Origin of the sequence: Rhodobacter sp. (assembly GCA_020637515.1) — a bacterium.
GTDB lineage: Bacteria > Pseudomonadota > Alphaproteobacteria > Rhodobacterales > Rhodobacteraceae > Pararhodobacter.
Genome location: JACKKG010000001.1, coordinates 1,349,904 through 1,362,159 on the forward strand (window position 1 = coordinate 1,349,904; position 12,256 = coordinate 1,362,159).

The following is a 12,256-nucleotide window of genomic DNA, read 5'->3' on the forward strand; positions in this document are numbered from 1 at the left end:
AGGGGGCCTTGGGGCCCCCTTTCTGTATCGTGATTATTTCGACGGCTCGGGGGTTGGCGCGGGGGCCGGAGCCGGAGCCGGAGCCGCGGACTGGGCGGGCGCATAGACGAAGCTGTAGCTGCCCGTCCACGAGCCATAGTTCGACGAGCGCACCCCATTCGCAGCCGAGGCCTGATAGCTCTGCTGCCCGGGAAGGATCGTCACCTGCACCGTGCCGGTTTCCCCCACGCGCAGCACGCCGGCATGGACCGCCGCCGCCGCCAGCGAGGAATCGTCGGTGTAAACCCCGCTGCCCCAGACCGACCCCGAGGCCGTGCCTGTCACCGTGAAGGCCAGCGTCTGGCCGACCTGGTTGCGGTAGTTCACCAGGTTGCCGGGGTCGGGCATGGCCTGGACCTGGGGTTGCTCGGCCTGGCCGCCGGGTTCCTTGCCCGCGTCCTGTCCGCCCATCGCGGCGGCACCATAGCTTTGCAGCTCCAGCGCGGCCTGGCAGGTCTGCGTGCCAAAGGTCCCCACCCACACGTCATAGGCCCCGGCCGGCGCATCGGTCAGCCGCACCGCCGGGTTGACCCCGTTGGTGTCGTCGTTGAAATGCCACTGGCCGTTGGCGTCGTTCACCAGAAGGACGGTGTCGCAGGCGGCGTTGACCCGGATCTCGAGATCGTTGTGCCCGCTGTTGTCGGTCACGGTGAGGTCGAAATCGGGTTGGGTAACGACGTAGCCCCAGCCGTCAAGACCGCATTGCGAAAGGTCCACATTGCCCCCGGCGACGACCGGATGGCTGCGCGGCATCGCCAGGTCGGCGGTGGAATAGGCGATCTGGGCGCCGGTCAGGCTCCAGTCCGGGCAGGATTGCGCCGCGGCGATCCCGCCCGAGGTCCCCAGCGCCGCAAGGGCCATGGGGATCAGGCGCAAGGTTTTGGTCAGCATCGGTAATCTCCTGTTTTGAAAGGGTCTGTGGTCAGGGCATGGCGCTCCAGGGATAGACGAAATCGCCGCCCCCCTGGTTGAACATCCCGTTGATCTGGCCGTCTGTCAGCGTGCCGCGATAGATCTGCACGGCGCCGGGAATCGCACGCGTGAACTGCACGATGCCGGTGACGGGGTCGTAGCTGATGTCCTGCAACGGCTCGGGCGCGCCCAGCGCGGCAAAGGCCAGCGTGCCCTGCCATTCGGTGCCGTCCCAGGACAGGGTCAGCACGCCGGGAAAGGCGTTCGCGCTGATTTGCCAGGTTCCGGCGGCCGCCAGGCCCGGCGTCGGTGCGGCGCCGTCCACAAAGGCGTAGCTGCCGTTCCAGCGCCCGTAGCTGGCGGAATGCGCGCCGTTCTGGTCGCTGCCCTGATAGCTGTCCTGTCCGGGCAGGATCTGCACCGTCACCACCCCGGACTGACCGACATGCAGCAGCCCCGCGTGGACCGCCGCCCGCGCCAGCCGCGAATCGTCGGTGTAGGTGCCTGTGCCCCACAGGCTGCCCGTCTCGGCGCCGGTGACACCAAACCGGAAGGTTTGTCCCACCCGGTCGCGGTAGCCTGTCAACCCGCCGGGGTCCGGCAGCACGTCGGGGTCGGCCGCCACCACCGGATGCAGTTGCGCGAGCAGGGTCGCCTGGCAGGTCTGCGCCCCAAAGGTCCCGGCCCAGACATCATAGACGCCCGCCGACGGCTGTTCGAGGATGACGCGGCTGTTCAGGTCGGCGGCATCGTCGTTGAAGCTCCAGACGCCGCGCGGGGAATAGACCAGCATCACCGGATCGCAACTGCCGTCGAGGCCCAGCTCCAGTGTATAGCCGGACAGATCGCCCGTCACGTTGAGCGAGAAGTCCGGCGCCTGGATGACATGCCCGTGCCCGGGAACCGCGGCGCATTGCGCAAGATCCACATTGCCGCCCGCGACCACGCCGAAACTGCGCTGCGTCATCAGATCGGCCGCCGTCAGGGTGATCGCCTGACCGCTGGCCGCCGGATCCGGGCAGGTGACGGGTTGCGGCGGGGGCGGCGGGGGGGGCACAGGCGCCGGTGGCGGCACCGGCTGGCCGCCGATCGCCTGCACGGCCATCGTGGCCTGGCAGGTCTGGGTGCCAAAGGTTCCGACCCAGATGTCATACTGGCCGACCGCCGCCTGGGGCAGGTCGATCGCCGGGTTCAGCCCGTTCGAATCGTCGTTGTAGTGCCACTGCCCCAGCGCGTCGTTGATCAGCAGGACCGTGTCGCACGCCCCGTTCACCGTGACGCGCAAGCCCGCGCCCTGGGGGTTGGCCGTCAGGTTCATCGAGAAATCGGGCGCCTGAATGATGTGCCCGTGCCCCGGCACCACGCCGCAAGCCGCCAGATCCAGGGTGCCGCCCGCGATCACGCCCTGGGTCTGTGGCAGGCCCAGCTGCGCGGCCGAATAGGTCAGCAACTGCCCGGGCAGGTGATAATCGGGGCACAGCGCCGGCTGGGGTGGCTGCGGGGGTTGCGGCGGCTGGGGCGGTGGCGCGTTGCCCAGCGTGTCGGCGATCAGCGTCGCCGGGCAGGTCTGCGCGCCAAAGGTTCCGACCCAGATGTCATAGAGCCCGGTCTGCGCGGCCGGGATCACCAGCCCCGGGTTCAGCCCGTCGCTGTCATCGTTATAGGACCATTGCCCGTTCGGCCCGTTGACCAGCAGCACCGTGTCGCATTGCCCGTTCACCCTGAGTCTGAGGTCGCGCCCGGGCGCGTTGTGCGTCAGGTTCAGCGTGAAATCCGGGCCCTGCACGATGTGACCGTGCCCCGGAACGCTGCCGCAAGCGCCCAGATCCAGTGCGCCGCCGGCGGTCACGCCGTGGCTGTGCGCGGTGGTCAGTTGCTGGCTGGAATAGACCAGCATCTGGCCGTTCTGCCCCGGGTCCGGGCAGGCCGCGGGTTGCGGCGGCTGGGGCGGCTGGGGGATGACCTGCCCGCCAAAGGTCTCGGCTGTAAAGGTCGCGGCGCAGGTCTGCGCGCCAAAGGTGCCGACCCAGACGTCATAGGCGCCGGTCGCGGCATGGGACAGGCGGATCGCCGGGTTCACGCCGTTGCTGTCGTCGTTGTAGGACCACTGCCCATTGGGCCCGCGCACCAGCAGCACGGTGTCGCATTGGCCCGCGACCCGGAACTCCAGATCGTATCCCGGCAGATTGTGCGTGAAATTCAGCGTGAAATCGGGTTGCACGGCGACATGGCCATGCCCTGGAACCGACGCGCAATTGGCCAGGTCGGCGTTGCCGCCGGCCGTCACGCCATGCGATTGCGGGGTCCACAACTGCTGGCCGGAATAGCTGAGTCCCTGGCCATTCAGATTCGGGTTGGGGCACAGCACCAGCTGCGGCGGTTGCAGGACCGGCGGCAATGGCAGCGGCAACTGAGGCGGCAGCGGCAGTTGCGGCAACCCGCCCCCGCCGGTGGTGCGCGCGCTCAAGGTCGAGCCGCAGAGCTGCGCGCCGAACGTGCCCACCCAGATGTCGTATTCGCCGGTCGCGGCGGCGGGGATCGTGATCTCGGGGTCCAGCCCGTTGCTGTCGTCGTTGAACAGCCATTGCCCGTTGGGCCCGCGCACCAGCAGCACCGTGTCGCATTGCCCGTTCACGCTCAGCACCAGCGCGCGGCCGGGGGCGTTGTGGGTCAGGTTCAGCGTCACATCGGGTTGCACGGCGACACGGCCCTGACCCGGCACGCCGGGGCAGGCGCCCAGGTCCTGGCCGCCTCCGGCCGTGATCGAGCGGCTGAGGCCCGACGTCAGTTGCTGGCTGCTGGCGCTCACCATCTGGCCGTTGGCGTTCGGATTGGGACAGCCGAGGGCGGCGCCCGCGACCAGGGAAAACAGCATCGCGGTCAGCGCGCGGATGACGAAAAGACCGGGGGTCGGGGACATGGACTCCTCCGTTCAGGAAATGGCCGGGCGCGGGGACGTCCGGGAACGCGATTAATAAAAACGCGGAAATGCTGCGCCGGCCCGGCCGCGAAATCAAGGCATTTGCGCGTGATCGCGCGGGGCGGTCAGTCCGCGCGCAGCAAGATCAGCAAGGCCGCGACGATCAGGAAAACCCCCGGAAAGACCGCCAGACCGGGCGCGCCATGGCCCAGCGCCAATTCCCACAGGATGATCCAGACGGGCGTCGCATAGGTGTAGGCCATGACCTTGGACGCGGGGAGCCGCTGCGCCGCGAACTGCATGGCCGAGGCCGAAAACGCGGTGGCGAGGATCACCAGGTAGCCCAGCGCCACCCAGACCAGCAGCGGCAGGCCCAGCCAGTCGGTCGCCAGAACCGCGCGCCCGTCATAGACCATCAGCACCGCGAAGCCGGCCAGCGTCACCAGCGACGCGGTGACCATCGCCCCTTCGCCGCGATTGAGGCGCCGCAGCATCGGCGTGTAGAACGCATGCAGGATGCAGCCGAGGAAATAGATCGCCTCGCCCTTGCCGATCTGGAAACCGACGAGCGCGCGCAAGTCACCGCGAAAGATCACCCAGACCGCCCCCGCCGCGCCGACCGCCAGCGCCGCCGTGACATAGGGCAAGGGGCGCTGACCCAGCAGGGGCCAGGCGATCAGCGCGGTCATCAGGGGCGTCAGCGTGAACACCGCACCGGCCGAAACCGGGTGCGCGGTCTTCAGGCCTTCGAACATCAGGACGAAATACCCGCCATACAGCACCGCCAGCAGCCCATAGCGCCAGGGCTGGGCGAGGTCCGCCCGGCTGAACCCGTGGCGCCCGCCGCGCCCGCCGCCGGTCAGCACCACCAGCAACGCCAGCACCGCCGAGGCCAGCAGGAACCGCGCAGCGGTCAGCGCCACCGGGGGGATGTCGTTCGCGACCATCACCCCAAGGCTGAAACTGCCTGACACCGCGGCCGAAAAGCCCAGCATCGCGGCATGGCCCCGCAGCGCCTGGGCCCGCCCGCGGGTGTCGGCATAGGCGTCGCTCATGCGCTGAACGTGTCCTTGATGATGCGCACGGCCGCCTGGACCTTTGGCGTGCGGTGCAGATCGACATGCGTGACCAGCCAGACCGGCGCCTGCCATTCCGGGCGCGGGGGCAGGACTTCGATCAGGTCGGCCGGGTCGGTTTCGCCGTAGTGAAAGCCCAGGCCCAGCCCATCAGCGATGGCCGCGCGCCGCGCCGCCGCCTCGTTCGAGCGGAAAACGACGCGCGGCGCCGGGCTGCGCCCGGCCAGCCATTGCGCAAAGGGGGCGCGGCTGTCGTCCAGTTCCTCGGTCACGAAACGGTGGTTGACCAGATCGGCATCGTCGCGCGGCGCGCCGTAGCGGTCCAGATAGGACTGGCTGGCGTAAAGCGCGACCGACAGTTTGGACAGCGGTTGCACGACATTGTCGGGCTCGGACGGGCGGGTGCCGGCGCGAATGGCGACATGGGCCTCGCCGTATTCCAGGCGGAACAGCCGCCGGTCGGTCTGGATGCGCAGCGCCAGGTCGGGGAATTCCGCGCAAAGCTGCCGTGTCGCCGGCCGCAGCAATGGCACCAGGCCGGGCAGGGTGGTGATGACCAGTTCGCCCGAGATGGCGCAATCCGTGCCCGTCAGCCGGGTGCCGAGCTGCGCGAACTGTTCGTCCGTGACCCGGCCCACCTGCGCCAGCGCGGCGCCGGCCTCGGTCGGGGTGTAGCCGCGGGCGTGGCGCTGGAACAACTTGACCCCCAGCCGCGATTCCAGCGCGTCGATATGACGGATCACGGTGGCGTGGTGCACGCCCAGGGCCTCGGCCGCGCCGCTGACGGTTCCCGCGCGGGCGACCTGCCAGGCGGTGCGGATTTCGTCCCAGGACTCGATACTCATGCGGCGCTGCCCCGTCGGTTCGGCCGCATCTTGTGGGATTGGCCGAAGTGGCGCAAGGGGCGATCCTTGCCTTGACCTGGGGGCGCGGTGGCCGGCATAACACCCCTTGAGCGGACAGGAGGTTCCCGGATGCAGCCCGCCGAACATGCGCTGATCGCCATCGACATCCAGAACGATTTCTGCCCCGGCGGCGCCTTGGCGGTGGACGAGGGCGATGCCGTTGTCCCCCAGGTCAACGCGCTGATGGACGATTTCGCGGTGCGCGTCCTGACCCAGGACTGGCACCCCGAGGACCACCTGTCCTTTGCCGCGAACCACGCGGGCGCCGCGCCGTTTTCGATGACCGAGATGCCCTATGGCCCGCAGGTGTTGTGGCCGCGCCATTGCGTGCAGGGGACCGAGGGCGCGGCCTTTCACCGTGCGCTGCGCACCAATCCGGCCGATCTGATCCTGCGCAAGGGCTTTCGCCCCGAAATCGACAGCTATTCGGCGTTTTTCGAAAACGACCGCACCACGGCGACCGGGCTCGAGGGGTATCTGCGCACCCGGGGCGTCACGCATCTGACACTGGTCGGCCTGGCGACCGATTTCTGCGTGGCCTATTCCGCGCTCGACGCCGCGCGGCTGGGGTTCACGGTCGTGGTGCGACTCGATGCCTGCCGGGCGATCGACCTGAACGGGTCGCTCGACGAGGCGCTCAGGCAGATGCGCGCGGCCGGGGTGACGCTGGCGAACGGCTAGGCGTCACTTCTCGCCGGTCCAGTGCTTTTCGATCAGGCGATAGTTCCCCATCAGAAAGACGAACATCACGGCCATCTGCCCGAATGTGTCCCATAGGACATAGACGTCGGTGGAAAAGTTGCGCCAGATCACCTCGTTCATGGCGGCAAAGGCCAGGAAGAACCAGGCCATCCGCCGGGTGAGGATCATCCAGCCCTCGCGGTCCAGGGGCAGGGCCTGGTCCAGCACGAAGGCCAGCCAGGACTGGCCGCGCCACAGGCCGATGAACAACAAGATGCCGAACAGGCCAAAGATGAAGGTGCTCTTCATCTTGAACACCCGCTCGTCGTTGAACAACACCGTGCCCAGGCCCAGCACGATCACCAGCCCCAGCGTGACGATCTGCATCCGGTTCAGCCGTCCGGTCAGCAGCCGCAGCGCCACCGTCGCGGCGATCTGAAGCGGCACGAACAGGACGACCGCCACCACGAAACCCGCATACTCGGTGCCGCCCAGGGTCACCGTGGCGTGGCGCATCCACAGGTAGACCGCCAGAAAGACCAGCAGGGGGCCGAACTCGAGCGCCTGTTTCACCAGGGCCGAGGGTTGCTTTCGGGTGTCGGACATGGGGCCTCCTGCGTTGCGGGCGCCATCTGACCCGGAACGCCCCCGCTGCGCAAGATGGGGCGGTGTCAGACGGCGGGCACACCACCGGCCAGCACCTGTGCATACCAGGCGCGGTCGATGTTGCCACCCGACAGGACCAGACCGACCTTGCGGCCGGCGAGTTGCCCGGTCTCGGCCATCGCCAGGGCCAGCGCGGCCGCGCCGGCACCCTCGGCCAGGTTGTGCGTGGCGGTGAAGTAGAGGCGAATCGCGTCGGCCACCTGGGCATCGCTGACCGCGCCCAGATGGTGCGCGCCCGGTCCGTAGATGGCCAGCGCCTCGGGCACGGGAACGCGCACGGCCATGCCGTCGGCAAAGGTGCGCGCTTGCGGGGTTTCCACGGCGTGGCCCGCCCGCACCGACCTGAGCGCGCCGTCCGCCCCCGTGCTGACCACGCCGACCACTTCGCAGGTCAGGCCCAGCGCGTCGCGGGCGGCGATCACCCCGCAGATGCCCGACCCGCAGCCGATCGGCACATAGACCCGGTCGAGATCAGGGTGCGCGTGGAACAGCTCCAGCCCGTAGGTGGCGACGCCGCGCACCAGTTCACGGTGAAAGGGCGGGACCGGATACAGCGGTTCCTGGCCGGCCAGGCGCATGGCCTCTTCGCGGGCTTCGTCGAAATCCGCGCCGTGTTCCACCAGTTCGCCCCCATAAGCGCGCATCGCGGCGTTCTTTTCCACCGAGTTCCCCTGCGGCACCAGGATCTTCGCCCGCAGCCCCAGCGCGCGGGCGGCGCGGGCCTGCGACTGGCCGTGATTGCCGCGCGTGGCGGTGATGACGCCCTGCATGTCGGGATGCGCGCGCCTGAGCCAGTCCAGAAAGGTCACACCGCCACGCACCTTGAAGGCGCCGGTGGGGGCGTGGTTCTCGTGCTTGACGATGACCTGCCGCGCGCCCAGCGCCTGCGCCAGCAGCGGCCAGTCCAGCGCCGGGGTGGGCGGCACATGGGCGCTGACCAGGCGTTGCGCGGTCTCCAGTTCGGACAGGGTGAACATGTGGCGGCTCCTTTGTCGGGCAGCTTGGAGTCCCGGGCTGGCGGGCGCAAGGGGGGCGGGCCTATGCTGCGCCCAGAACCCGGAGGTCCCCATGATTCGCCCGCTCGCCCTTGCGCTGACGCTTGCCGCGCCGTTCCTTGCCGCCACGCCCCTGCTGGCCGACCCCACCATGGAATGCCCCGGCGGCAGCCAGGTCGAAATCTCGGTCTGCCTGGGCGACACGCTGGACCGCGTCGATCAGGCCATCGTGGTGGCGCTGGGCTATGCCCAGGCCTCGGCCAGCGATCTGGACGAGACGACGGGACGCGAGGACGCGCTGCCGGCGATCGACGCGGCGCAGGCCGCCTGGAGCGCCTATCGCGATGCCCAGTGCGAGGCCGTGGGCGCGGGATTTGGCGGCGGATCGGGCACGACCATCGCCATACGCGCCTGCCGGATCGCCCTGGGCCGCGCCCGGGTCGATGCGCTTCTGGCGATGGCGCACTAACCCTCGAGCGAGTCGAGCCCCTGGCGCAAGGTTTGCGCCATGCCCGCGCGCTCAAGGTGCTGCCTGAGCCGCTGGTTGTAGCCGCCGGGCGTGTCCAGGGCCCGCAACAGCGGCGCGGTGGGCGAATCGATCAGGCTGGAGCCGACCAGAAGACGCAGGAAATCCGCGCCGTCGTAGCCGCGCTCGGCCAGCCAGTCGCCAGCCGCGCCGACCAGCGCGGCAGCGGGTGACAGCACCGCCTGGGCGCAGAGAAAGGCGTCCAGTTCGGCGGCGTCGCGCAGGACAAAGAGGGTGTTGCGGGCGCCAAAGAGGGAATCGACCGGGGCCCGATCGCCCAGCACCAGCAAGGGTGAGCCGCCCCGCGCGATCCCCGGGAACGGCAGCACGATCGCCGCCGCCCGGGCCGGGGCGACCAGGTCCGCCAGGACCTCGAGCGGGAGGTCCGCCATGAACGAGATCACGGTCTGCTCAGGCCGGAAGCGCAGGGCGCGCAGGACCTCGGGTGCGACCGCGGGCAACAGGCCCAGAAAGAGGGTGTCGCTGGCATCGACCACGCCCTGATTGGGGGCCACCCGCACGCAGTCATGGCGGGCGGCCAGCGCCGCCGACTGCGCGGCGCCGCGTTCGGACACGGTGATGACGTGCCCGTCGTCGGCCAGTCCCTGCACCACCGCCGAGGCGATGGTGCCGGTTCCGACAAACCCCAGGCGCATCAGCGCATCCGGGCGATCAGATTGTCCTTGAGAACGAACTGGTGATAGAGCGCGGCCACCACATGCAGCGCGGCCAGAACCCAGGCGATGTTGAACATCACCTCGTGCACGTCGCCAGCGTCGGTCACGCCAAAGAACCAGGCCATGATCCCCGACAGCGGCAGCAGCAGCAGCACCAGATACAGCAGCCCGTGCACGATGCTCGACCCCAGGGTCAGCATCGGGTGCTGGTTGTCCACCGGCGCCGGTGCGCCATGCACGAAGCGCAGCACCAGCCGCAGCAGCATCAGCACCAGGATCGACACGCCCACCCAGACGTGCACGCTGGTGCCGGTGGTGATCGTCGCCTCGCCGGTGCGACGCAGCGCGCGCCAGCTGTCGTTCATCCACTCATGGCTGAAGAAACTGACGGCAAGCAGCAGAAGAATGAGCCAATGCAGCACCCTTTGGGTGGCGGTGTATTTTCGAACGTCGGTCGTCATGACAAGCTTCCTTGCAACTGTCCTGTCCCCTTGAACGCGCAAAGCGCGCGTTTCCGCCGTCCGGAATGGCCATTGTCCGGCCTTGTGTCACGGCGGAATCCCGCGCGCACTTTGCCACGCCCGCCGGAAAGCTTCCAGCCCCGGGCAGACGCGATCCGGCCGCCGTGAACGGTTCTGCAACACCCCCAAGCCGGCGCAGGCCGGGGCCGGGCCCCGGCGCCCGGTCAGCGCGCGGCGGTGACGATGAATTCGACCTTGTAGTCAGGGGTCGCCAGCCTGGCCTCGCCGGTTGCACGGGCGGGCGGGTTCGCCGGGTCGATCCAGGCTTCCCAGACGGCGTTCATGGCAGCAAAATCGGCCATGTCGGCCAGCCAGACGGTGGTCGTCAGGATGCGCGACTTGGTGGTGCCGGCCGAGGCCAGCAGGCGATCGACCTCGGCCAGCGCGGCCCGCGCCTGTTCGGTGACGCCGGCGCCTTCGCCGACCTGGCCGGCCAGATAGACGGTGTCGCCATGGATGACCGCCGCGCTCATGCGGCGGCCGGGTTCGAGGCGGGTGATCTCGGTGGTCATGGGAACTCCTGGTTCGGGTTGCGCCGTTTCTCAACCACGCCACGGCCTTCGCCGCAAGAGCGGTTGAAACCCGGCGGTCCGCGCGGCATGTAAGGGGCACCAGTTCCGGAGCCGTCATGCCCGACACCCCTGCCGCCCAGGCGCTGCTCGATACCTTCGGGCACATCGTCGTCATCAACCTGCGCGATCGCGCCGATCGCCGCAGGGGAATCGACGCCGAGTTGCGCAAGGCCGGCCTGTCGCTGGATCACCCGGCGGTCGAGCTGTTCGCCGCGATCCGCCCCGACAACGCCGCCGGCTTCCCTTCGGTCGGCGCGCATGGCGCCTTTCGCAGCCATCGCGGCGTGATGGCGCGGCTGTTGTCCCAGGGGTGGCCCAGGGCGCTGGTGCTCGAGGACGACATGGCCTTTGCGACGGGCGCGGTGGCCCGGTTGCCGGCGCTGGCCCAGGCGCTGGCGACGCAGGACTGGGACCTGCTCTACGGCCATCCCGGCGACCGGCCCGAGGCCCTGCCGCAGGCGCAGGCCGGGCTGGTGGCGCTGCCCCCGGACCTGGGGCTGATCCAGTTGCATTTCCTGGGCCTGACCCGGCGCGCGGCGGAAATCGCGCTGCCCGAACTCGATGCCATGGCGGTCCGCGCGCCCGGCAGCCCCGAGGGCGGGCCGATGCATGTCGATGGCGCGCTCAACTGGGTGCGCCGGTCCCACCCCGGGCTGCGGGCGCTGGCCGCGCAGCCCGCGCTGGCCACGCAGCGCGCCTCGCGCAGCGACATCGCCCGGCCGCGCTGGTTCGACCGGACGCCGGGTTTGCGCCAGCTTGCCACCGCCCTGCGCCGCCTGCGCTGAACGCAGCCCCAGACCAACCGGAGCCCCCCGCCATGACCCCCGACGCCTTTGCTACGCTTGTCCGTGCCCGCCGGTCGGTGCGCGGGTTCCTGCCGCGCCCGGTCCCGGACGCAGACATCGAATTGGCGTTCGAAACCGCGCTCTGGGCGCCGTCGAACTGCAACGTGCAGCCCTGGACGGTGCATCTGGTCTCTGGCGACAGCCTGCGTGCGCTGGGCCGGGCGATGACCGCGCGCGCCGCGCAAGGACCGACGGCGCCCGATGTGCCGATGGACACCGCCTATGCAGGGCCATTCCGCGAGCGTCAGATCGGCTCGGCCAAGGCGCTTTACGGCGCGATGGGGATTGCGCGGGACGACCGGCAGGGGCGGGTGGACGCGTTCTTGCGCAACCTCGATGCCTTTGGCGCGCCGCATGCGGCGTTCGTGTTCCTGCCCGAGGGGTTCGGCACGCGCGAAGCCGCCGATCTGGGCGGGTTCGTGCAGACGGTGTTGCTGGCGCTTACCGCGCGCGGCATCGGGTCCGTCGCGCAGGGGGCGCTGTCGCTCTATCCCGACGTGGTGCGCGCGCATCTGGGCCTGGACCCGGGCGCGCAACTGATGTGCGGGATCGCCTTTGGCTACGAGGACCCCACGCACCCGGCGAACGCCGCCCGCACCGACCGCGCCCCGCTGGGCACTATCCTGACCCGCCACGACTGAACAAAGGCCAGGCGCACGGGGGTTTCGCCCTCGGCCGGAAGCCCTCCGGGCTTCAGCCCTCGGGCGACCCGGCGCGGCGCTGAAGCGCCGCGCGGTGTGTCGTGCCCCGTGGCGGCGGTCCTGCGAATCGCACGGCCGGGTCCGAGGGCCGGTCGGGCCGGCTCGCGATTTCGAATGGCTAGGATGGAGGTGGGTACCGGAATCGAACCGGTCTTCACGGATTTGCAATCCGGTGCGTAACCTCTCCGCCAACCCACCGTTGCCCGAGGCTGGCTCTGCT

The 12,256-nt window shown here is 69.7% G+C and carries 13 protein-coding genes and 1 tRNA gene; 4 read left to right on the top strand and 10 right to left on the bottom strand.

Annotation, left to right across the window (positions count from 1 at the left end; genetic code table 11):
* Window positions 1-33 precede the first annotated feature (33 nt).
* The 4 genes from H6900_06525 to H6900_06540 form a co-directional block, all read right to left on the bottom strand.
* Window positions 34-930 carry a hypothetical protein gene (locus tag H6900_06525; protein MCC0072931.1) on the bottom strand — a complete coding sequence of 299 codons (897 nt, stop codon included), beginning with the start codon at window positions 928-930 and terminating at the stop codon, window positions 34-36.
* A 31-nt stretch (window positions 931-961) separates the two neighbouring features.
* Complete coding sequence (locus H6900_06530) at window positions 962-3,871, bottom strand: hypothetical protein (protein ID MCC0072932.1); 2,910 nt, start codon at window positions 3,869-3,871, stop codon at window positions 962-964.
* A gap of 125 nt (window positions 3,872-3,996) precedes the next feature.
* Entirely contained in the window at window positions 3,997-4,926 is a 930-nt protein-coding gene (locus H6900_06535) for a DMT family transporter (GenBank protein MCC0072933.1), read from the bottom strand.
* The gene (locus H6900_06540; protein ID MCC0072934.1) at window positions 4,923-5,786 is read right to left on the bottom strand and encodes a LysR family transcriptional regulator; all 864 of its coding nucleotides are present in this window, start codon (window positions 5,784-5,786) and stop codon (window positions 4,923-4,925) included. Before H6900_06540 ends, H6900_06535 begins: the two co-directional genes overlap by 4 nt.
* Window positions 5,787-5,921: 135 nt before the next feature.
* Between H6900_06540 and pncA the strand changes: the two genes are divergently transcribed.
* Window positions 5,922-6,533, top strand: a complete 612-nt coding sequence (gene pncA / locus H6900_06545; GenBank protein ID MCC0072935.1) for a bifunctional nicotinamidase/pyrazinamidase — start codon at window positions 5,922-5,924, stop codon at window positions 6,531-6,533.
* A gap of 3 nt (window positions 6,534-6,536) precedes the next feature.
* On the opposite strand, the gene H6900_06550 is transcribed toward pncA, so the two are convergent.
* A complete protein-coding gene (locus H6900_06550; protein ID MCC0072936.1) occupies window positions 6,537-7,139 on the bottom strand; it encodes a septation protein IspZ in 603 nt (200 codons plus the stop codon).
* Between the two features lie 65 nt (window positions 7,140-7,204).
* Window positions 7,205-8,176 carry a threonine dehydratase gene (locus H6900_06555; GenBank protein ID MCC0072937.1) on the bottom strand — a complete coding sequence of 324 codons (972 nt, stop codon included), beginning with the start codon at window positions 8,174-8,176 and terminating at the stop codon, window positions 7,205-7,207.
* 169 nt (window positions 8,177-8,345) lie between these two features.
* On the opposite strand from H6900_06555, the gene H6900_06560 reads away from it, so the two are divergent.
* Window positions 8,346-8,663, top strand: a complete 318-nt coding sequence (locus tag H6900_06560; GenBank protein ID MCC0072938.1) for a DUF1311 domain-containing protein — start codon at window positions 8,346-8,348, stop codon at window positions 8,661-8,663.
* Here H6900_06560 and H6900_06565 read toward each other — a convergent pair.
* From H6900_06565 to H6900_06575, 3 genes are all read right to left on the bottom strand, one after another.
* Complete coding sequence (locus H6900_06565; GenBank protein ID MCC0072939.1) at window positions 8,660-9,376, bottom strand: NAD(P)-binding domain-containing protein; 717 nt, start codon at window positions 9,374-9,376, stop codon at window positions 8,660-8,662. The two genes, H6900_06560 and H6900_06565, sit on opposite strands and share 4 nt — an antisense overlap.
* A complete protein-coding gene (locus H6900_06570) occupies window positions 9,376-9,858 on the bottom strand; it encodes a cytochrome b/b6 domain-containing protein (protein ID MCC0072940.1) in 483 nt (160 codons plus the stop codon). Before H6900_06570 ends, H6900_06565 begins: the two co-directional genes overlap by 1 nt.
* 224 nt (window positions 9,859-10,082) lie before the next feature.
* Window positions 10,083-10,430: a RidA family protein gene (locus tag H6900_06575; GenBank protein MCC0072941.1), complete on the bottom strand. Its 348-nt coding sequence runs from the start codon at window positions 10,428-10,430 to the stop codon at window positions 10,083-10,085.
* Window positions 10,431-10,546: 116 nt separating this feature from the next.
* Here H6900_06575 and H6900_06580 point away from each other — a divergent pair, with 116 nt between their 5' ends.
* Window positions 10,547-11,275, top strand: a complete 729-nt coding sequence (locus H6900_06580; protein ID MCC0072942.1) for an LPS biosynthesis glycosyltransferase — start codon at window positions 10,547-10,549, stop codon at window positions 11,273-11,275.
* A 32-nt stretch (window positions 11,276-11,307) separates the two neighbouring features.
* Window positions 11,308-11,976: a nitroreductase gene (locus H6900_06585; GenBank protein MCC0072943.1), complete on the top strand. Its 669-nt coding sequence runs from the start codon at window positions 11,308-11,310 to the stop codon at window positions 11,974-11,976.
* A 184-nt stretch (window positions 11,977-12,160) separates the two neighbouring features.
* On the opposite strand, the gene H6900_06590 is transcribed toward H6900_06585, so the two are convergent.
* Window positions 12,161-12,234 (bottom strand) — tRNA-Cys (locus H6900_06590).
* Window positions 12,235-12,256 lie beyond the last annotated feature (22 nt).